The following is a 20,653-nucleotide window of genomic DNA, read 5'->3' as shown; positions in this document are numbered from 1 at the left end:
CCATGAGCGGATTGCGCGTCGTACCGATCTGGACGCACGGCCAGGAGCGGCTCCACGTCCTTCTCCCGGACGGCAGGAACATCGCCTGGTACGACCGTGAGGCGTCCCGGGTCAGCCTGCTGAGCGAGGACCGGAGAGAGGATGTGCTGGGCGTTCTCGGCCCCTTTCTGACCGGCCCGGTCAGCGTCGGGCCGCCGCCCGTGCCGACGCCCGCCGACATCGCCCGCCTCACCCTCCACCCGGACGACGACCTCGCCCCGAACCGCCCCGGCGAGGCCCTGCTGGTATCCCTCGACCGCGATCCCGCGCCCGCGCGGCGGCTGCGCCCCGATCCGCGGCGCCGGGCGCTCGCCGCGGAACAGGCCGTCGGCGAGATGCTGGACAGCCTCGAAGGCGCGGGCTGGCGCGCCCTCCACTCGATCCCGCTCCCCGGCGGCGACCGCATCCACCATCTGCTGATCGGGCCCGGCGGCCTCTTCGCGCTGCACGCGGTGTACGCGCACAAGCAGCGGCTGCGCGTCGCCGACCCCGCGGTCGTGGTGGGCCGGGGAGAGCCGCGTCCGCTGCTGCGGCAGGCGCGCAGCGACGCGAGCCGGGCCTCGTTCGCGCTCACCGCCGAGGTGCGGGCCGTGCTGGCGGTGGCCGGGCCGGCGGATGTCGAGGTCACGGGGGTGCCGCGGGAGGTCCGTGTCCTGCAGGACGCGGAGCTGGTGGGTCTTGGGCGTACGGGGGGAGTGCTGAAGCCGGCGGATGTGGAGGCGCTGCATGCGATGGCGCGGGATCGGCGCACCTGGCTTCGGGTGTGACTTCCCCACCCCGCCCCTTCCCGTAACCAGGGGCTCCGCCCCCTGGACCCCCGGAATCGCCCTTCGGGCTCGTCCTCAAGCTCCCCCAGCTAACACTGGGAGGTGCCCCCAGACGGGCTGATGGTTCGGGGCGGGGTGGGGGATTCAACGGAACCGTTCCACCGCCACCACGGCCACCGCATGCCGCGTCGTCTCCTGCCGCACCTCCACCGTCAGCTGCGGCTCCGCCGGCAGCACGCCGTACGTCACGTCCCCGATCCCGGTCGCCGTCGCCGTGCCCTCGCCCACCGGCTCCGGCAGGACGGCCGCCGCGACGGCCCGCACCCCGGCGGACAGCGGCGACGAGACGACCGGCACCCCGTCCCCGGGCAGCGCCAGAACCAGGGCCTGGGGGCGCGTCCGGGGGCCGGTGAACCCGACGACCACCGCGTCGCGCGTATCGCTGTGCCGCAGTTTCAGCCACGCGCGCGTGCCGCCCCGGTAACCCTGGTCGACCCGCTTGATCACCAGCCCCTCCACACCGCAGTCCACCAGCGTCTCGTACCAGGTCAGCGCCGTCGCCCGGTCCGTCGTCGCCGGTACGGGCTGCAGGGGCGGCCCCAGCGGCTCCAGCAGCCGTACGAGCCGCTCGCGCCGCCGTGCGTAGGGCGTCGGGCGCAGGTCGTCGCCCCCTTCGGCGAGGAGGTCGAAGGCCGCGTACGAGGCGGGGAGCGTGCGAGCCAGTACGGCGGCACGCGCGCGTGTGGCGGCCGCCCGTCGCTGGACCGCCGCGAAGTCGACGCACCCCTCCGACCAGATCACGACCTCGCCGTCCAGCACGGTGCCTGCCGGCAGTCGCTCCGCCGCCGCCACCAGATCCGGGAAGGCGCTGGTCACGATGCGTCCGGAGCGCGCCTGCAGGGTCACCCCGTCTCCGGTGCGGAAGACGACGAGGCGGTGCCCGTCGAACTTCGGTTCGTACGCCCACCCCGTGCCCTCCGGGAGCGCCGTGACCGGTTCGGCCAGCGCCACCCGCACCGGCGGGGTCACGGCGGCGGAGCGCGACCGGGGCGGCCCATCGGGCGTCACGGCAGCGGCCTCGCGTGGCCGGGGTCGAGCAGCGGATCCAGCAGGTCCCCGTACCGGTCCAGGCGCGGGGCGATGTCCGTGGCCAGGAACACCAGCTGTGCCGGGTCCGCACAGTCCGCGACCTCGTCCCAGGTGACGGGCGCGGACACGGCCGGCTCCGGCCGGGCCCGCAGCGTGTACGGCGTTGCCGTGGTCTTCGCGGCCGCGTTCTGGCTGAAGTCGACGAAGACCTTGCCGGGCCTCAGGCTCCGCTTCATCCGGTGCGTGACCAGCTCCGGCAGCTCCCGTTCGGCCTGTACCGCGAGTTGCTTCGCGTACGCCGTGACCTGCTCGGACGGCGTCGGCTCCAGATGCGCGAGCAGATGCAGCCCCTTGGACCCGGACGTCTTCGCGTACGCCTCGATCCCGTCTGCGGCCAGCCGCTCGCGCAGCCACAGCGCGACCCGGCAGCACTCCACGACGGTCGCGGGGTCCCCCGGGTCGAGATCGAGTACGAGGCGGTCGGCGATGCCCGGCGCGTCGGCCCGCCACTGAGGGGTGTGGAACTCGGTGACGAGGTTCGCCGCCCACATCAGCGTGGCCAGGTCCTGGACCACGATCTGCCGCGCGGATCCGTCCGAGTGCGGCACCTCGGCCGTCCTGACCCAGCTGGGCGTACCCGGCGGCACGTTCTTCGCGAAGAACAGCTGGCCGTCGGGTCCGTCGGGGAACCGCAGGAAGGACAGCGGCCGGTCGGCGAGATGGCTGAGCAGGGCGTCGGCCGTGGTCGCGTAGTAGTGCAGCAGCTCGCCCTTGGTGAAGCCGCTCGCCGGATACAGGACCTTGTCCAGGTTGCTGAGCGCCAGGCGCCGGCCCTCCACCTCCGTGATGGGCGTCATACGATGAGAATCGCATGAAATGATATGAATCCAACGCAAAAGGTGCTGAACGTGCGATCGATTTGGAACGGAGCCATCTCCTTCGGGCTGGTCAGCATTCCGATCAAGCTCGTGAACGCCACCGAGAGCCACTCCGTGGCCTTCCGCCAGATCCACGCCGAGGACGGCGGACGGATCCGCTACCGCAAGGTGTGCGAACTGGAGGACAAGGAGGTGACCCAGGCCGAGATCGGCAAGGGCTACGAGGACGCGGACGGAACCATCATCCCGATCAGCGAGGAGGACCTGGCCTCGCTGCCGATCCCGACGGCCAAGACGATCGAGATCGTCGCCTTCATTCCGGCCGAGCGGATCGACCCGCTCCAGATGGACGCGGCGTACTACCTGGTCGCGAACGGTGTGCCCGCCGCGAAGCCGTACACGCTGCTGCGTGAGGCGCTCAAGCGCAGCCAGCGAGTCGCCATCGCCAAGTTCGCCCTCCGGGGCCGGGAGCGGCTCGGCATGCTGCGCGTCGTCGGCGACGCCATCGCCATGCACGGGCTGCTGTGGCCGGACGAGATCCGCGCCGCCGAGGACGCCGCGCCGACCACGCATGTGACGGTGCGCGACGCCGAGCTCGACCTCGCGGACGCCCTCATGGACACGCTGGGCGAGGTCGACCTGTCCACGCTGCACGACGACTACCGCGAGGCCGTCGAGGAGCTCATCGCCGCCAAGATCTCGGGTGCGCCGCTGGAGTACGAGCCGGTGGCGGAGGAGCGGGCGGGCAAGGTCATCGACCTCATGGCGGCCCTGGAGAACTCCGTGCGTGCCGCTCAGGCCGCGCGTGGGGAGGAGGCCGCGGAGGCTTCCGGAGGCGGCGGAGAGCGCGAGGCCGAGGTGAAGCCGCTGCCCGCCCGCAGGGCGCGGCGGTCCGCGCCTGCCGCGCCCAAGGAGGTCGGCGGCAAGAAGTCGACGGCCACGGCCACGAAGAAGGCCGCGGCGGGGAAGAAGACGGCGAGCGCGGAGAAGAAGGCGAGGTCGACTGCGTCGACTTCGTCGGCGGCGAAGAAGAGTTCCGCCGCGTCGAAGTCGGGCGCCACCAAGGCCAAGGCGGGGACCGGATCCGGGGCGGCGGCCAAGAAGACGGCTTCGCGCCGGCGGACGTCGGCGTGATGCCTCCGGCCCTTCGGCACGCTCGCGGCTTCCGCCGGTGGCCGGTATCGCCTTTTGCGGAGGGGGCGGGGTGGGCAGCTACGCCGCTACCGTTGTGGGCAATCGTTCCGCAGGGCTGGGGGCACCTCCCAGCGGTAGCTGGGGGAGGGTGGGCACAACCCACGACGGCGGGTGCCCCTGCGTGTCAGAGTCGGCGTACATCAGGCGCCCGCCGGGATCACCACCGTCGTGAGCGCCAGACCGTCCCGTACGAGCCACTGCCCTTCGAACTCCTCCGGTGCCGTCGGCACGGCCCGCAGCAGGCGTGCGGTGAACACGCCCTGCGCGGTCGCGTCGGCGGCCTTCCGGAACACCAGGTCGGCATCGGAGAAGTCGAGATCGACACCGGTCACCGGGTACCACGCCTTGAACACGCTTTCCTTCGCGCTGAACAGCAGCCGGTCCCAGTGGATGCCGCTGTCCCGCAGGTCCCGTGCCAGCCGCGCCCGTTCGGAGGGCAGCGCGATGACGTCGAGGACGCCGTCGGGCAGCGGCCCATGCGGTTCGGCGTCTATGCCGAGCGCCCGGATGTCCTCGGTCCGGGCGACGGCCGCCGCCCGGTAGCCGTCGCAGTGCGTCATGCTGCCCACCACGCCAGCCGGCCACTGCGGTTCGCCACGGGGTCCACGGAGCACCGGCACCGGCGGCAGCCCGAGGTCCGCCATGGCCAGCCGGGCGCAGACCCGTACGGTCCGGAACTCGTTGCGCCGCTTGGCCACCGCCCTCGTCAGCAGCGACTCCTCCTGCGGGAACAGGGCACCGGCCCCGGCATGGTCGGTTCGGGTCTCCGAACAGCGCACCGCCTGCGGCAGCAACTCGCCGATCACGACGGCCTCTGAGCCGTTCCGGTCACGTCCGCCCCCCAGCATCCGTACATGTCGTGGCTGCGTCGCACCCTAGCGAAGGCCCGAAGAAGGCTCAGCCTCAGTTCCCGGAGTAGGAGGAGCGGAAGCCCCGGCGGTCCTGGCTCGTGCGGATCCAACGGGCGGCCAGCAGACCCAGCAGGCTCACCACGATGACCGCCAACCCGGGCGCCACTGTACGGAAGTTGACGATGTCGCTCAGTGCGCTCCGCCCACCTGCGGTTGTCTCCCGTGCCGCCGGTGATCCAGTCAGTTCCGGCGACTCCGGCACGACAGCGGTGCCTGCCTGCGATCCGTTCTCGCCCGGGGCGGCCGCCGTGCCGTCGTTTCCGGCGCCGGCCAGCTTCACCCCGAGGGCCTGCAACGCCTTGGTGACGGGCTGGAAGAAGGTGGTGCCGCCGGAGCGGCAGTCGCCGTCGCCTCCGGACGTCACGCCGAGCGCGACGCCCTGCGCGATCAGCGGGCCCCCGCTGTCCCCGGGCTCGGCACAGACGTCGGTCTCGATGAGGCCGGTGACCGTGCCCTCGGGGTAGTTCACCGTCGCGTTCAGCGCGGTCACCTTCCCGGAGTGCAGCCCGGTCGTGCTGCCGCTGCGGAACACCTGCTGGCCGACGACCGGATCGGCCGCGCCGACGACACGTACCGTCCGGCCCCCGCCGATGTCCACGACGCCCGCCCCGCCGCTGGTGCCGTTCTCGTACCGCACGAGTGAGAAGTCGTTGCCGGGAAACGTGTCGGCGACGGTGGTGCCGATCCCGGCGGCGCCCTGGGCGTCCTGGAACCAGGTGGTGCCCACGGGGCCGCAGTGCCCGGCCGTGAGGACGAAGTCGTTGCGGCCGTCGGTCACGTTGAAGCCCGCGGAGCAGCGGCCGCCCGCGGCGAAGATCGGGGCGGCGCCGTTGACCCGGGTGGTGAAGGCGCTGTGGGTCCGTTCCATCTCGACGTAGCCGCCGATGCTCTTCGCGACCCCGGAGAGCCGTGACCAGGCGGCCGCCGAGACGGTGCTGTCGGCGTGCACCACGACCTTGTTGGACGTGTAGTCGACGGCCCACGAGGTGCCGGGCACCCGGGGCGCCGCGCTCAGCGTCTCGGTCGCCGAGCGGAGCCGGTCCATGCTGTGGGCCACGACCTTGGCGCGCGCCCCCGCCCGCCGCACCTCGGCCGCCGCCTCCGCGTCGGTCACGGCCACGACCGGCCGCCCGTCGGCACCGATCCAGTTGCCCGCGGTACGGGACGTGCCGAGCCGCGAGACCATACGGGCGCCCAGCGCGGAGGCGCCGGACGACGCCGGGTCTCCGGGCGACGCCGAGGCCCCGGAGGCCCCGGCCGGGGCGGCCGTCGTCTGCCCGCTCGGCCCGGAGTTCCCGCTCGCCATGGCAGTCGACACCATCACCCCGCCGCAGACCAGCCCGCAGGCGGCCGTCAGTTGCGCGATCTGCTGAAGCCTCCGCCGTGCGTGCCTCATCGCGGCCCCCAAGTCGTCGTCCGTAGTCCGGCACGGCGTCAACCGCGCGGGGGCCACCGGAGATGACCCGCCTCCAATACGTGCCGGTCGCCGTCCCGGTTCACCGCGATCACCGGGCACGCGCCGCGTACGGGCCTCGGAGCGTCAGATTCCGGCGTCGACGGGGGCGGAGACGGCCGCGGCCGCGGTTGCGGGACGTGGGGAGCGCCGCGGCATGCAGACGATGAGCCGCAGACCGCCCGGCAGATCCGTCGAGGTGATGAGGGCGGGGCTCTCCCCGTGCTGCGGGTGGCGGACCCTGCGCAGCGAGAAGCCCGGGCCCAGACTGGCCCGTTCGTCGCGCCAGAGCCGTTCCGCGACCGGGTGCTCCATGATGCGCGAGACGAGCGCGTCCAGCGCGGCCTCACCGCGGCACATCGTGTACACGATCTGCAGCCGGGCGATGGCGAGACGGCGGGCGTCGGCGATGTCCGCGATGCGCGCGGCGGCGGTTCCGGTGAACAGCCAGAGCAGGGCGTTGCGGTCGTCCGGTTCGATCGTGCCCGGGTCCTCGAACCAGTCGGCCACGGCGTCGTTGGCCGCCAGCACGTTCCATGCGTGGTCGGTGAGGATGGCCGGGTTGGGTTCGGCGGCTTCGAGCGCGGCGAGGTGGCAGGCGTCGGGTACGGGTCTGCGGTGGCTGAGGGTCGGCGGAACCAGGCGGGCGGCCAGGCAGAACAGGTCGGTGCGCTCCTCGGGGCTCAGGCGCAGGGCGGTCGCGACGTCGGAGAGGAGCCCGGGGTCGACCTCGCCGAGCTCGCCGTTCTCGAGCGCGCTGTACCAGCGGAGGGTGGTGCCCGACAGGAACGCCACCTGCTCCTGCTCGAGGCCCCTGTCGCGACGCGTCGTCTGCTGCGGCAGCCCGACGTCCTGAGGGGTGAGCCGGGACCGCTGCTTGATCAACAGGCGGCTGAGATTGCGGCGGCGTACGTCATCGCTCTGCTGCATCGGTGCCTCCCGCGGCACGTGGGGGGTCGGTCGGCGGGCAGGCGGTCCACGCATGCGGACCCGCTGACTTCCGATGATGATCCGCGAGGTGCCTGCGGTTTTGCCGCTTGTTGGGGTTTCGCTCGATCGGGCTACCGAAGACCCTCAGGACGTGGTACGGGACTGCTGACGCAGACCACCGCCGCTCCCGCTGGTCGGCCGGCCGCACGGGGGCGTTCACACAGTCGCTCGGCCCGGCCGGCTGACCGGGCCGAGCGGCGGAGCCGTCGGCCTGACGGCAGGTCAGGCTGTCTCGGGCGCGGGCGTGGTCTGCTCCGCTGGTGCGCTCTCCGGCGCGATGACGCGGCTCTTCGCGCCGCTCAGGGCGAAGTAGAGCAGCCCGGAGACGATGACACCGATGAACCAGGAGTACGGGCCGAGAGCCTCGGCGTACCCCGACGGGCCGTACACCGGCAGGATGCTGGCGAAGACCGCGCCGACCGCGGCCGCGGCGAAGGCGCGGACGTTCCAGCCGCCCTGGAAGCGGAACTCGCCGGTCTCCCGGTACAGCGCCGGGACGTCGAGCTGGGCCTTGCGGACCAGGTAGTAGTCCACGACGATCACGCCGAAGATCGGGCCCATCGTCGAGCCGATGGCGTTGACGAAGCTCGGCGCGTTGTCCCACGGGTGGAGCGGGTACAGCAGGAGCGCGATGACCGCGGCGATGAGGCCGCCGCGCCGGAAGTCGACGTGGCGCGGCGCGACGTTGGCGAAGTCGAAGGCCGGGCTGACGAAGTTGGCGACGACGTTGATGCCGAGGGTTGCGACCGCGAAGGTCAGGGCGGCGAGCAGGACCAGGAAGGCGCTGTCGAACTTGGCGGAGATCTTGGCGGGTTCGAGGATCACCTCGCCGTACACCTTGCTGGCCGCGGCCGTCGTCAGGGCGGCGACGAACGAGAAGAGGATCAGGTTGACGGGCAGACCCCAGAGGTTGCCCTTGCGCAGCACCTTCTCGTCCGGGGCGAACCGCGCGAAGTCGCCGAAGTTGAGGAAGAGGGCCGCGAAGTAGGTGATCCAGGTGGCGGCGATCGCCGCGATCGCGGCCAGTGAGCCCGGGGTGACCTCCAGGCCGGTGGCGCCCTTGGCGAGCCCGGCGAGGTCGCCTGCGGGCATGTCGACCGAGAAGGACAGCGCGCCGGCCTTCACCGACAGGCCGATGGCGAGGATCAGCATCATCAGCCACACCGCGGGCCCGGCGAAGTCCTGGAAGCGGCGGACGGTCTCCATGCCCTTGCTGATGATCAGCAGCTGGGCGGCCCAGACACCGAGGTAGCACACCACCTCGAGGCCGCTGTGGTCGAAGAGGCGGGTCGACTCGTGGAAGTGCCGGGGGCCGTCGTAGCGGGTGAGGAACGCGACGATCGCGCCGGCCGCGGCGCTGGTCTGCGCCCCGTACCAGAAGGTGGCGACCACCGCCCGTACCAGCGCCGGGATGTTGGCCCCGAAGGTGCCGAAGGAGGCCCGCGCCAGCACGGGGTACGGCACGCCGGTTCTGACGCCCGCCTTGCCGATGAGCGTCATCAGCCAGTAGATGACCAGCGAGCCGACGCCGATGCCGATGAGGAACTTGAGGGTGTTGCCGGCGACGAGGAACAGGCTGGCGGCCAGGAAGTAGCCGTACAGACTGTGCACGTCAGAGGTCCAGACGTTGAAGATGCTGAACGCGCCCCACTTCCGCTCGGCGGCCGGAGCGAGGTCGTCGTTGTAGAGCCGCGGTGAGTGATCCGCCGGGGGTGGGGCCGAAGCCGTGTTCTCCGTCGCCGCCATCGTTGCCGTCTCCTTGCTGAGCAGACCTGCTCCTTACGGGATGCGGGATGACGTACAGGGAAAAGGCGGCATCTTTCCCCCCGATGGCGGTCCTGTAACAGACATGTCAACGCGCCCGCTCACGCTTGGGTGGCGGTCGGCGGTTCCGCTGTGGCCGTCGCGCCGGCGAACGCCGCCGGCACGGCGGCCGCCCCCTGCGGGGTGCCATGAGGGGCACCCGCCGTCGTGGGCTGTGCCCACCCCCCCATTGCCTTCAGGGCACGGGTAATACCCCCATCGCCTTGCGAACGACGGCCCACAGCCGTCACGGCAGGGCGGCGGCAGCCGCGTTCAGCGGTGAGGGATCACCTGTTCTTTCTCGGGACGTCCTCGCCCCGCTCGCCCTCCGCCTGGGACGGCTCGGTCCTGGGCACGTCCGGGTGCTGCTCCGTGGCACTGCGCTCGGCGGGTTCGTCGCGTTCGCCCTCGGCCTGCGACGGGGTGTGCGAGTAGAGCCAGGGGTCGTACTCCGAGGCTCCGGATTTCATGGTGGCCTCCTTCGCTCGTTCACCCCCATGCTCCAACCTTTCGTGCGCCGAGGCGAGAGGAACACGGGCAGCCGTCCTCACCGCGCCGTCGGGCCCGAAGGTGCTCCCGGCGTGAAGGTGACGGGCATCCGCTCGGGCCCGCGCAGGCCGCTGGGCTTCCACCGCAGCTCACCCGGCGGTACCGCCAGGGCGAGACCGGGGAGGCGGCGCAGGACGGTGCCGATGGCGATCTGGCCCTCGAGGCGGGCCAGCGGCGCGCCGAGGCAGTAGTGGATGCCGTGTCCGAAGGCCAGGTGGGCGTTGTCCTGGCGGGTGATGTCCAGGCGGTCCGGGTCGGGGAAGCGCGCCGGGTCGCGGTCGGCGATGGCGGAGGCGATGAGCACGGTCGCGCCGCGCGGGATGGTCACGCCCGCGATCTCGACGTCCTCGCGCGCGAAGCGGGCGATGCCCGGGTTGACCGGCCCGTCGTAGCGGAGGAACTCCTCGATCGCGTCCGGCAGCAGCTCCGGATCGTCCCGCAGCATCTGCAGCTGCTCGGGGTGGGCGAGCAGCGCCGCGATACCGCCGCTGATCAGGTTGACCGTGGTGGCGTAGCCGGCGACCAGGAGCAGGAACGACATGGCGATCAGCTCTTCCTCGTCGAGCCGCTGCTCCTCGTCCCGGGCGGTGATCAGCGCGCTGAGCAGGTCGTCCCCGGCCCGGGCCCGCTTGGCCTCCAGAAGCCTGGTCAGATACGAGCGCATCTGCTGCCACGCCGCGTCCACCACGGCCGGGTCCGGTGGCTCCGCACCCCTGGCGATCATGTCGTCCGTCCACCGCTGGAAGTCGTACCGGTCCGACGTCGGCACCCCGAGCAGCTCGCTGATCACGGTGACCGGGAGCGGCAGCGCGAAGTCCGCGACGAGGTCGGCGCGGCCCGACGGCACGACGGCGTCGAGCAGCCCGTCGGCGATGTCCTGGACGCGGGGCCGCAGCTCCGCCACCCTGCGCGCGGTGAACGCCTTCGAGACCAGGCGGCGCAGGCGGGTGTGGTCGGGCGGGTCGGCGCGGAGCATGGTGCGCATCATGGACTCGCGCTGCGACGCGGGCAGTTGCCGAATGAGCCGGGGGTCGGTCGCGTCGCGGACGTCGCTGCTCAGCCGCGGGTCGGAGAGGGCCGAGAGGCCGTCCTCGTAGCGCGTGACCAGCCACGCCTCCAGGCCGCCGGCGATGACCGCGCGCCGCACGGGTCCCTCCTCGCGCAGCTGCCGGTACAACGGGAAGGGGTCAGCCACGAAGGCCGGGTCGGCATAGGGAAGAAGGACCGGTGGCTGGCTCGTGGTGGTGCTCATCGTGGCCTCCCGAAGTGCGTCGCGACCGCTTGGCGGATTCAGTAGATCTCGATGGAATATGCCACTTGTCAGCTACTTTGTCCCGATATGACTGACTCTGTAATTGTCGCCCAAAGCGACGATTGTCGCCGAAGGGGGTGATTGTGGTCGAAGGGAACGAGAGGGGTGCGATGGAACGGACCGCGTGCTGTGTGGTGGGCGGCGGCCCCGCAGGGATGGTCCTCGGCCTGCTGCTGGCCCGGGCCGGCGTGGAGGTCACCGTCCTGGAGAAGCACGGCGACTTCCTGCGCGACTTCCGCGGCGACACCGTGCACCCGTCGACGCTTGCCCTGCTGGACGACCTGGGTCTGGCCGAACGGTTCGCCGGTCTGCCGCAACGGCGGGTCACGACCGTCCAGCTGCCGATCGGCCCGGGCCGTTCGCTCGTCACCGTCGGGGACATCGCCGCGCTGCCGGGCAAGTACAACTACATCGCGATGGTGCCGCAGTGGGACCTGCTCGACCTCCTCGCGGACGAGGCCCGCCGGGAGCCGTCCTTCTCCCTGCGCATGAGCACCGAGGCGACGGACTTCGTGGTGGAGGCCGGGAGGGTCACGGGGGTGCGGTACCGCACGTCCGACGGCGACACCGGCGAGCTGCGCGCCGCCCTCACCGTCGCCTGCGACGGCCGGGGCTCGCTGGCCCGCTCCCTGCCCGAACTGGGGCTGCGGCAGTTCGCCTGCCCCATGGACGCCTGGTGGCTCAGGCTGCCGCGGCGCGACGGCGACCCGCACGGGCTCGTGGGAGGCACTGGGAACCGCTTCCTCACCGCCATGATCGACCGCGGGGACTACTGGCAGTGCGCCGTACTGATCGCCAAGGGCACCGATGCGGCCCGCCGCGCGGCCGGCCTCGAGGCGTTCACGGCCGAGTTCACGGACGCCGTCCCCTGGCTCGGCGACCGCGTGCACACGCTGCGGTCCTGGGACGAGGTGAAGCTCCTCGACGTACGCCTCGACCGCCTCAGGCGCTGGCACCGGCCCGGTCTGCTGTGCATCGGCGACGCGGCACACGCGATGTCGCCGGTCTTCGGCATCGGCATCAACCTCGCCGTCGAGGACGCCGTGGCCGCCGCGCGGCATCTCGTCGAACCGCTGCGCGCGGGCACGGTCGGCCTGCACGACGTACGCGCGGTGCAGCGCCGCCGCTGGCCGACCACGGCCGCGACACAGGCCCTGCAGCGGACCGCCCACGCGCGGGTCATCGAACCGCTGCTGTCGGGCCGCCCGGCTTTCGGCGACCCCAGGCGGGCCCAGCGGCTGACCGAGCGGGTCGCCACCTCGCGGTGGCTGAACCGGGTGCCCGCGTACTTCCTCGCCTACGGTGCCGTACGGGAGAGGCCGCCGGCCGCGGCGGTGCGCTGAGCGGTGGCCGGGCCGGGCGCCCCCGCCGTTCGGCGGGGGATTCCCGCCGAACGGCGCGTACGCAGCCCGTTCCCTCGCCGTGCATCATGAACGCCCTGGCCACACCGTCGTGGCCGTGACGCGAGGAGTTCCCATGACCGCTGAGCCGACGGCCTCCGCAAGCCCTCTCGACGCATCACCGGCGGACACCGGGCCGGTGTACCCGCCACCGCCCTTCGACCCGGAGCTGGCCGCCGCACTGGAACTGATCGAGATCCCGCCCGGGTTCACACCCGAGATGATCCAGGCGATGCGGGAGGGCTCGGAAGCGTTCCAGGTCCCGGACGAGGAGCTGAGCAGGAACGGCGCCTTCCAGGTCGAGGAGCGGGCGGTGCCGGGCCCCGAGGGGGCGCCGGACATCTCGCTGCTGATCTGCAGGCCGACGGGCGCGAGCGGACCTCTGCCGGCCGTCTACCACATCCACGGCGGCGGCATGATCCTCGGCAACAACCGGCTGGGCGTGACCGAGGCGCTCGACTGGGCCGAGGAGCTGGGCCTGGTCGTGGTGTCGGTGGAGTACCGGCTCGCACCGGAGCACCCGCATCCGGCGCCGGTCGAGGACTGCTACGCGGGCCTGGTGTGGACGGTCGAGAACGCCAAGGAGCTCGGGATCGATCCCGAACGCGTCCTGGTCGCCGGAGGCAGCGCCGGCGGCGGGCTCTCCGCCGCCATCGCCCTGCTGGCCCGGGACCGCGGCGGACCGCGGCTGATCGGCCAGATGCTGATGTGCCCGATGCTGGACGACCGCAACGACTCGGGGTCCGGCCGCCAGATGGCCGGGCGCGGTGTCTGGGACCGTACCTCCAATGAGGCGGGCTGGGGCGCGCTGCTCGGCGATGCGCGCGGCGGCCCGGACGTCTCACCGTACGCCGCCCCCGCCCGGGCCACCGACCTGTCGGGGCTGCCCCCGGCCTTCATCGACGTGGGCTCGGCGGAGACCTTCCGCGACGAGGACATCGCCTACGCGGGCCGCCTGTGGCAGGTGGGCGGCCGCGCCGAACTCCACGTCTGGCCGGGCGGCTTCCACGGTTTCGACGGGTTCGCCCCGCAGGCGTCGCTGTCCCAGGAGTGCCGGGCGGCGCGGCTGCGGTGGGTGCGGCGGCTGCTGGGGGCGTGAGGGGGCGGCCGGCCGGGCCGACCGGGGCCGCTCGCCGGCGGGCTCGACCAGGTTGGCCGGTATGCCCGTGCGCGTGACGGGGCGGTCGATGCGCGTGTCCGGGACGGTTCGACCGAACGGGCCGGCCCCTCTCCAAGCGGGCGGCCCTGCGCCTGAACCGGTCGGGGCCGGTCCGTCCCTCCCGGCCCGGCCTCTTCGAACCCCGGCGCTTGGCACGCCGGGCGCTCGGTCGCAGGATGGTGTGCGTGAAAGAGCTGGCAGGCCGGCTGGCGGCGCTCGACCCGGACGCGGGGGCCGCGCTGCAGGTCATCGCGTACTTCGACCGCCTCATGGAGGGCCGGGTCGGCCTCGAGGCCCTCGTGCGCGGTGCCGCCGTCCTGTCCGGCTGTCCTGCCCGGCTGGTCGACGAGCGGCGCGGCGTACGGGTCCGGGTCGAGGCGGACGGGCGGCGCGACACGTCCGTCGGGCCCATCGACCCGGCCTGGCCGTGGGTGCCGCTCGAGCCCGTCGACTCCCCGGCGAACTCCACGGCCACCGCCACCGTCGCCGCCGCCGCGGCCCCGGAGCCCCCGGCCGCTCTCTGGCTGGAGCGCCCCGGCCCGCCCGACGGCGTGCACGCCATGATCCTGGAGCGGGCCGCACACGCCGTACGGGCGGTCATGGACCGGACGCGCGGATGGGCACCCCTCGCCGTACCCGCTCACGATCCCGCGCTGGTCGAAGTGGTGCTGGACGCCTCCGCGCCGTCGGCCACACGGGCGCATGCGGCGTCGCAACTTGGCCTGAAGAAAGGGAAGTTGGTGCGGGCAGTGGCGCTCCACGGGGGCGGTGCGCAGCTCGTCCCCGTGGGACAGCCCGTGCCCGAGGTGCGGCGCGCCGGCGTGGGACCGGCCGTGGAGCCGGCCGAGCTGCCGCAGTCGTGGGCGGCCGCCCTGACCGCACTCCGGCTCACCGCCGACGGCACGGCACAGGACCCCGGGCCGCGCATGGTGTACGCCGAGGAGCTGGGCGCCCTGACCCTGCTCGCGGCCGCCGTGGGCCCGGACACTCCACCGATCCCCGACGTACTCGCAGTGGAACGCGCGGTCGCGGAGGCGCCCTGGGCGGCCGCGACACTCCACGCCGTGGCCGCCGCACCGAGCCTGCGGGCCGCCGCCGCCGAACTGACGGTGCACCACTCGACGCTGCAGGAGCGCCTGGCGCAGGCCGAGCACATCCTCGGCTGGGAGGTGAACTCCCCCCAGGGCCGGCTGCGCCTTCAACTGGCGCTTTCCGTAAGGAAGTTGCAGCGCACCGCGCTGCCGGGGTCGCGAACCGGAGACACCGGCGCGGGACAGCCGACGCCCCCGGCGTAACGGTTCAGCAGAGGGCGGCCGGGGTTGCCTGTGGCCGGCCGCCGCGGCCGTGGGGCCGGCCGCTCTCGACCGTTACTGCGCGTCGTTGCCCGCCGCCCGGCGGGCTTGTCCCCGGCGCCGCAGCAGGAGCAGCCCGCCGGCGAGGGCGGTGATGCCGGTGGCGGCCGTCCAGGCCACGGCGTCGGAGGAGCCGGTGGAGGCCAGATCGCCGCTGCGCCCACCGAGCGGACTGGCGGCGGAGGACGGCGTGGCGGACCCGGACCCGGAACCAGACCCGGACCCGGACGCGGCACCGGAGCCGGACGCGGCGGTGGACGCCGAAGAGGACGCCGCCGGGGAGGCCGAGGCGGCAGCCGAGGGAGATGCGGTCGCCTCGCCGGCGGCCGCCTTGGGCCGGGTGAAGGCCAGGGTCCCGAAGCCGAGCTGGTCGTAGCCGCCGCTGTTGGGCCCGTAGTCACCGCCGCCGCCCTCGGGCGCGGCCTTGGCGGCGATCTGCGTGAGGTACGACGCGGAGAGCCCGCGCCGCTTGGTGTAGTGGTTGGCGATCATGGCCCAGATCGGCCGGGTCATGTTCGGGTCGGCGGCCGCGACGCCGGAGGTGGTCTCCCATCCCGACCAGCCGTTGATCGCGCCCTTCTTCCGGGTGAAGGAGGTGAAGGGCACGCCCCCGCCCATGCTCCACTTCGCCACGTACTGGGCGCCCTTGAGGAACCGGCTGTCGTCGTAGCCGTACAGGTCGATGCCCTGGTTCCAGGCCATCTCGCAGAAGGTGCCCATCAGGCCGACGCCGAGCAGGGCGTGGCCCTGGTCGCGGCCGGCCTCGGCCCATTCGGCGAGGCCGTCGGAGTGGACGACGGGGATGGCGTTCTTGATGGAGCCCATGCCCGCGCCGTGCTTGAAGTACTCGACGGCGCGCTCGACCTTGGCGCGGTCGTCGCACAGGATGCCGGTGGCGAGGACGCAGGCCATGGCGGTCAGGTCCCAGTTGGTCCAGTAGTTGGTGATGTAGGCGCCGTTGTGGTTCGCGAGGAAGTCCTCGCTCAGCGGGTAGAAGACGTCGAGCATCATCTTCTGGAAGCGGGCCAGGTCGAAGCCGTCGTAGTCGCGTACGAGCTCGGCGGCGTTGGCGAACTGATAGCCGTAGAGGCCTGCCGCGAGGAACCGGTCGGCGCTGCCCGCGAGACCCGTCAGCTTGGCCGACCAGGCGTTGAGGATGTCGCGAGCCGTGTCGGCGTACGCGGTGTCGCCGGTGACATGCCAGCGCAGGGCGTTCTGGTACGCGGCGTGGATGTCGTTGTAGAGCGTGACGTAGTTCTGGGGCGAGCCCGCGCCGCGGTAGACGGTCGCCTGGGGGTTGGCCTTCCAGCCGCTCTGCGCATGCCGATTGGCGGTCAGTCTGGCGAAGCCGGCCGTGTACGGCTGGGCGCCGGCCTTCACCTCGGCCGCCATGCGGGCGAGGTCGGCCTTCGTGTGCAGCAGCCCTGGGTGCGCGAACGTCCCGCCGGCCGCCGACGCCGGTGCCGCAGCCGTCACGGTGGCCGCACCGATCCCGGCGGCGCCCGCGGCCGCACCGGCGATCTTCAGCATGCCCCGGCGACTGATCTGTGCTGTCACGTGCTTGGTTCCTTAACGGTCGGGTGACTACGGACGCGTACACACAGGAGACGCGGGCGAGCCCGGCCGATAACAGAAATCAGACGGTCACGGACCGGGCCGGGCGTGGCCCGTCTGCCAGGCCCAGGCGGCGATCTCGACGCGGTTGCGGGCGTCCAGTTTGAGCTGGACGGCGGCGAGGTGCGTCTTGACGGTGGAGAGGGAGACGTACAGCTCGGCGGCGATCTCGGCGTTGGTGCGGCCGAGGGCGACCAGGCGTACGACGTCCAGTTCCCGGTCGGTGAGGGGTTCGCGCGGCTTCTGAGGCTCGGACGGGGATGCGTCGGGCTGGGACGGCTGGGGCTGCCAGGGCCCGGTCGAGTCCGCCTCTGAGGCGGTGAGGTGCTTGAGCAGCCGTACGGTGATCGAGGGCGACACCAGGGAGTCCCCGGCCGCGGCGGCCCGGACGGCCTCCGCCAGCAGGGTCGGCCCCGAGTCCTTGAGCAGGAAGCCGCACGCGCCCCCGCGCAGCGCGGCGTAGACGTACTCGTCGAGGTCGAACGTGGTCACCACGACCACGCGCAGCGGATCGGGGACCCCCGGCCCGGCCAGCAGCCGGGTGGCCTCCAGACCGTCCAGCTTCGGCATCCGGACGTCCATCAGGCACACGTCCGGCCTCACCTCCCGGGCCAGCGCCACGGCCGTCTCGCCGTCGGCCGCCTCGGCGACCACGGTGATGTCCGGCTGGGCGTCCAGGAAGAAACGGAAGCCGGTGCGGACCATGTCCTGGTCGTCGGCGATGAGGACACGGATGGGACGGGCGGTCATGGCCCGATGATGCCGTATGCCCGAAACGAGCGGGCTCGGGCCCCCCTACGGCCCCCCTCGGCCCGCCCGCGCCCCGCGTCAGGCCGGCGCACGCCCCACGTCAGTCCGCCTCCCGACAGCACCGTCGGTGACGGCCCTCAGCAGGGGGCGGCTCGCGCCGATCGCTGCGAACATCGCCGCAGCGCCGACGAGGACGCAGACGGTCAGTTGCAGCGCTCCGGTCGTGTTGATCGTGGTGCCGCCTGCCTTGTTGAGTTTCATGGCGCCGTAGACACCGGACGCGGTCATTCCTCCGGCGAGGACGACCAGGGGGATCACGGTCTCCCGGACCCTGGCCCGGTCCAGCACCCCGAGCGGCGTACCGGCCAGGCGCAGCCGGCCGTAGACGCGGCGGCGGTCGAGGACGTTCGCGGCGGCCGTGAGACCGGCGGAGGCGGTGGCGACGGCGAAGCCCAGGGCCAGGGTCGCCAGGCCCACGTCCCGCAGTTCGGCGCCGGCCAGGTCGTCGGCCGCGGTGAGCTGCTTCTGCGTGTACGGCGGTGAGGCGCCGTTCAGCGGCGTCAACGCGGTCACGGCGGCGTCGAGCTGCGCCGGTCCGCCGGAGACGCCGGCGATGACGCCGGTGGCGCCCATCAGGAGGGAGTCCCAGGCCCGGTCCCCGCTCCGGACCCGCACGGTGGCGGTCACTCCGGCGTCCTCCAGCAGCTCGCGCGCCCGGTCGGCGGCTTTCCGTACGGCGGCGGGGTGGTGCCCGGTGCCGGAGTCCGGTACGGACACGGCGACCTGCCCCGCGTACTCGTAGCCTCCGAGATCCAGGTGCGCCACGGAGAAGAAGCCGGCCACGAACCCTGCCATCACCAGGCCGCTCACCGTCCGCCACGCCCCCCGCGGGTCGTCGCTGAGCCTCCGGGCCGCCAGCAGGGTGGCCGGGCGGCGGGCGAAACGGCCGAGCAGGCGGCCGAGCCGGTCCACGACCCAGGGGCCGACGATCCAGAACGCTCCGTAGAAGAGCATCAGCAGCGCCACCATCTGGCGGGTCTTCAGGCCTCCGTGCCTGGAGGTGACGGCGATGTAGAGCACGAGGCCGGCGAAGAGGACCACGCGGACCAGGCGGGTCCGGCGCGGATCGGCCTGCTGGGCGACGCCCAGCGGGGAACGGGCCACCTGGCGCAGCGCGCTGACCGCACTGAGGGCCGTGAGCAGGGCGACGCCGGCGACCACGGCCGGCACTCCGGACACTCCGGCCCACAGGTCGCCGGCGTACCAGGTGCCGACACCGAACGGGAGCCGGGCCAGGGCGGGCAGCAGCGCACAGTACGCGAGCGCACCGGCGAAGGCCCCGGTCGCGCCGACGGCCGCCGCCTCGACCCCGGTCATCGCGAGGATCTGCCGGGGAGTCGCCCCCGCCAACCGCAGCGCGGCGAGCCGCTGTTCACGACGGGCCGCGCCGAGCCGCCCCGAGGCCGCGGCCAGCACCAGTACCGGCACGCCGAGCAGGCCGGCTGCCAGCAGCATCCCCTGCTGGTCGGACGCGGTGGACCAACTCGCAGTGGTCCCTGAGTAACCGGAGACGACGGCGCGAGCGGCCAGCCCGTTGTCGAGCGGACCGTCACCCGCGGCGGCGGAGACCGCGGGCTCCGAGGAGGCGCGGCCGACCACGGCGACCAGTTCGCCGGGCGAGGCCAGTCCGGCGTCGCCGATCGTTCCGTACGAGGACGGCTCGGGGAACCGGTCGGCGAGCTGTGCCGCGGGCAGCTCGTGCACCAGCCGGGCGAGGGCGGGGGAGAGGAGGACCTGCCCCGGCTTCGGGAAGGCGGCCAGGCCCGGCGGTGCGGGAGTGGCCGCGTGGCCGGGGAGTTGCGCGAGGTCGACCACGGTGACCGGTTCGCCGCGTACGAAGGTGGTGTTCAGGACCTGGACGGCGGTGCCGTGCCGGTCGTGCTGAGGGGTGCGCCAGGCGGTGCGGTCGGCGCGGGCACCGGCCCCGAGCCAGGCGGCGAGCAGGACCAGCAGCACCAGGGAGCTGACGGCTGCGGCACCGGCGGCCAGCAACTGGCCCTGCAGGCCGCGCCGGCCCGAGCGGCGGGCGAGATGCCAGGTCAACGGCAGGACAGAGGATGACATGAGGGCTCCGGAGGGCGGATCGTGCGGTTCGGATCGTGCAGTTCGGAGGGTTCTGACCGCTCTTGCGGGTCAGGGGCTGACGGTGTACTGGCTGTGGCCGGTGATCAGGCCGTCCCGTACGTGGAGGATCCGGTCGCAGTGGGCCGCCACATCCGCGTCGTGCGTGACCATCACCAGCGACGCGCCCTGATCCCTGGTGACCGAGGTCAGCAGCTTGACGACCTCCGCGCCGGTGGCCTGGTCCAGGGCGCCGGTCGGCTCGTCGGCGAACACGACGTCCGGTTCGACGGCCAGTGCCCGTGCGATCGCCACGCGCTGCGCCTGCCCGCCGGACAGCTGACCGGGCCGGCGCTGCTCCAGGCCGCCCAGGCCGAGCGGGCCGAACCAGCGGCGGGCCCGGGCGACCGCCTGCCGGCGCGGTACGCCCTCCAGCATCAGCGGCAGCGCCACGTTCTCGTCGGCGGGCAGCTCCGGCAGCAACTGGCCGGACTGGAAGACGAAGCCGAACCGCCTCCGGCGCAGGGCGCTGAGCCGGTTCTCGCTCATGCGGTCGATGCGCTCCCAGCCGCCGGCCGACGCGAACCCCGTCCCGCTACGCTCGCCGCGCAGCATCACCTGCCCGCCGTCCGGGCGGATGATCCCGGCGAGGGTGTGCAGAAGGGTCGACTTGCCGGACCCCGAGGGGCCCATGACGGCCAGTGACTCGCGCTCGCCGACTTCGACGTCGACGCCGGTGAGGGCGATGGCGGACGCGTACTTCTTGACCAGGCCGTGCCCGGCCAGGACGGTGCCCATGATCGTGTGCCCCGCCCTTCTCAGCGCTCGAACTTCCAGGTGACGGACGTGCCGCCAGCCCTGACCACGCTTACCGGAATCTCGACCTGCTTGCCGTCCCCCTTCGCGGTGCAGGTCATGGCGGTACCGGTGACCGCCTTCAGGCCGGTCGGGCACGAGACGCCGGTGACCTTGCTGCCGATCCACGGCAGCGGGTGGTACTTCGACTCGATGCGGCCGGCGACGATGTTCTTCGCGAGGGCCTTCTGGCCGTCCACGGTCACCGTGGAGTAACTGTCCAGCTGGGTGGTGGACTCGGTGCCGCCGAGGGCGTACGTCGCCGCGGTGGTGGCGCCGAGGACGACGGCCGCGGCGATTCCTGTGGTGACCAGGTGCTTGCGCTGCATGGGTGCCTCCTGAAGTGAGGGACGGATCGGGCTGAAGTGACGGGTGGATCGGGTCGGTCGCGACTGCTACCGACCCGAACTCTCGCTC

The 20,653-nt window shown here is 72.9% G+C and carries 18 protein-coding genes; 5 read left to right on the top strand and 13 right to left on the bottom strand.

Annotated elements, in window-relative coordinates; genetic code table 11:
- Positions 1-2 precede the first annotated feature (2 nt).
- Positions 3-806, top strand: a complete 804-nt coding sequence (locus ACWD4J_RS04460; RefSeq protein WP_451393792.1) for a nuclease-related domain-containing protein — start codon at positions 3-5, stop codon at positions 804-806.
- A gap of 144 nt (positions 807-950) precedes the next feature.
- Here the strand turns inward: ACWD4J_RS04460 and ACWD4J_RS04455 are convergent, their stop codons facing one another.
- Complete coding sequence (locus tag ACWD4J_RS04455; RefSeq protein ID WP_451393791.1) at positions 951-1,874, bottom strand: ATP-dependent DNA ligase; 924 nt, start codon at positions 1,872-1,874, stop codon at positions 951-953.
- Positions 1,871-2,752 (bottom strand): non-homologous end-joining DNA ligase, encoded by an 882-nt coding sequence (gene ligD / locus ACWD4J_RS04450; protein WP_451393790.1) that lies wholly within the window; start codon positions 2,750-2,752, stop codon positions 1,871-1,873. The genes ACWD4J_RS04455 and ligD overlap by 4 nt, the downstream gene beginning before the upstream one ends.
- 51 nt (positions 2,753-2,803) lie before the next feature.
- On the opposite strand from ligD, the gene ku reads away from it, so the two are divergent.
- On the top strand, positions 2,804-3,907 hold the full coding sequence (gene ku, locus ACWD4J_RS04445; protein ID WP_451393789.1) for a non-homologous end joining protein Ku: 1,104 nt from the start codon (positions 2,804-2,806) through the stop codon (positions 3,905-3,907).
- A gap of 200 nt (positions 3,908-4,107) precedes the next feature.
- Here ku and ACWD4J_RS04440 read toward each other — a convergent pair whose 3' ends face one another.
- The 6 genes from ACWD4J_RS04440 to ACWD4J_RS04415 all read right to left on the bottom strand — a co-directional run bounded on the left by ACWD4J_RS04440 (position 4,108) and on the right by ACWD4J_RS04415 (position 10,925).
- Positions 4,108-4,815, bottom strand: a complete 708-nt coding sequence (locus tag ACWD4J_RS04440) for a 4'-phosphopantetheinyl transferase family protein (protein ID WP_451393788.1) — start codon at positions 4,813-4,815, stop codon at positions 4,108-4,110.
- 55 nt (positions 4,816-4,870) lie between these two features.
- Complete coding sequence (locus tag ACWD4J_RS04435; protein ID WP_451393787.1) at positions 4,871-6,274, bottom strand: S1 family peptidase; 1,404 nt, start codon at positions 6,272-6,274, stop codon at positions 4,871-4,873.
- Positions 6,275-6,418: 144 nt separating this feature from the next.
- The gene (locus tag ACWD4J_RS04430; RefSeq protein ID WP_451393786.1) at positions 6,419-7,261 is read right to left on the bottom strand and encodes an MmyB family transcriptional regulator; all 843 of its coding nucleotides are present in this window, start codon (positions 7,259-7,261) and stop codon (positions 6,419-6,421) included.
- 282 nt (positions 7,262-7,543) lie between these two features.
- A complete protein-coding gene (locus ACWD4J_RS04425; RefSeq protein ID WP_451393785.1) occupies positions 7,544-9,067 on the bottom strand; it encodes an NCS1 family nucleobase:cation symporter-1 in 1,524 nt (507 codons plus the stop codon).
- A 344-nt stretch (positions 9,068-9,411) separates the two neighbouring features.
- Entirely contained in the window at positions 9,412-9,594 is a 183-nt protein-coding gene (locus tag ACWD4J_RS04420) for a hypothetical protein (protein WP_451393784.1), read from the bottom strand.
- Between the two features lie 77 nt (positions 9,595-9,671).
- Positions 9,672-10,925, bottom strand: a complete 1,254-nt coding sequence (locus ACWD4J_RS04415; protein WP_451393783.1) for a cytochrome P450 family protein — start codon at positions 10,923-10,925, stop codon at positions 9,672-9,674.
- 170 nt (positions 10,926-11,095) lie between these two features.
- Here ACWD4J_RS04415 and ACWD4J_RS04410 point away from each other — a divergent pair, with 170 nt between their 5' ends.
- The 3 genes from ACWD4J_RS04410 (at position 11,096) to ACWD4J_RS04400 (ending at position 14,839) form a co-directional block, all read left to right on the top strand.
- On the top strand, positions 11,096-12,328 hold the full coding sequence (locus tag ACWD4J_RS04410) for an FAD-dependent oxidoreductase (RefSeq protein WP_451393782.1): 1,233 nt from the start codon (positions 11,096-11,098) through the stop codon (positions 12,326-12,328).
- Positions 12,329-12,461: 133 nt separating this feature from the next.
- Positions 12,462-13,484, top strand: a complete 1,023-nt coding sequence (locus ACWD4J_RS04405; protein WP_451393781.1) for an alpha/beta hydrolase — start codon at positions 12,462-12,464, stop codon at positions 13,482-13,484.
- A 245-nt stretch (positions 13,485-13,729) separates the two neighbouring features.
- Complete coding sequence (locus ACWD4J_RS04400; RefSeq protein ID WP_451393780.1) at positions 13,730-14,839, top strand: helix-turn-helix domain-containing protein; 1,110 nt, start codon at positions 13,730-13,732, stop codon at positions 14,837-14,839.
- 72 nt (positions 14,840-14,911) lie between these two features.
- Here ACWD4J_RS04400 and ACWD4J_RS04395 read toward each other — a convergent pair whose 3' ends face one another.
- The 5 genes from ACWD4J_RS04395 to ACWD4J_RS04375 all read right to left on the bottom strand — a co-directional run bounded on the left by ACWD4J_RS04395 (position 14,912) and on the right by ACWD4J_RS04375 (position 20,565).
- Positions 14,912-16,426, bottom strand: coding sequence for an alginate lyase family protein (locus tag ACWD4J_RS04395; RefSeq protein WP_451394013.1), 1,515 nt, complete (start codon positions 16,424-16,426; stop codon positions 14,912-14,914).
- A 114-nt stretch (positions 16,427-16,540) separates the two neighbouring features.
- Positions 16,541-17,260 carry a response regulator gene (locus ACWD4J_RS04390; RefSeq protein ID WP_451393779.1) on the bottom strand — a complete coding sequence of 240 codons (720 nt, stop codon included), beginning with the start codon at positions 17,258-17,260 and terminating at the stop codon, positions 16,541-16,543.
- A gap of 78 nt (positions 17,261-17,338) precedes the next feature.
- Positions 17,339-19,384, bottom strand: a complete 2,046-nt coding sequence (locus ACWD4J_RS04385; RefSeq protein ID WP_451393778.1) for an FtsX-like permease family protein — start codon at positions 19,382-19,384, stop codon at positions 17,339-17,341.
- Between the two features lie 69 nt (positions 19,385-19,453).
- Entirely contained in the window at positions 19,454-20,179 is a 726-nt protein-coding gene (locus tag ACWD4J_RS04380) for an ABC transporter ATP-binding protein (protein WP_451393777.1), read from the bottom strand.
- 20 nt (positions 20,180-20,199) lie between these two features.
- A complete protein-coding gene (locus ACWD4J_RS04375; RefSeq protein ID WP_451393776.1) occupies positions 20,200-20,565 on the bottom strand; it encodes a DUF4333 domain-containing protein in 366 nt (121 codons plus the stop codon).
- Positions 20,566-20,653: the final 88 nt, after the last annotated feature.

It is taken from the genome of Streptomyces sp. NPDC002577 (assembly GCF_053594815.1).
The sequence above is the reverse complement of the archived record's forward strand: the minus strand, read 5'-3'. Positions and strand labels throughout refer to the sequence as shown.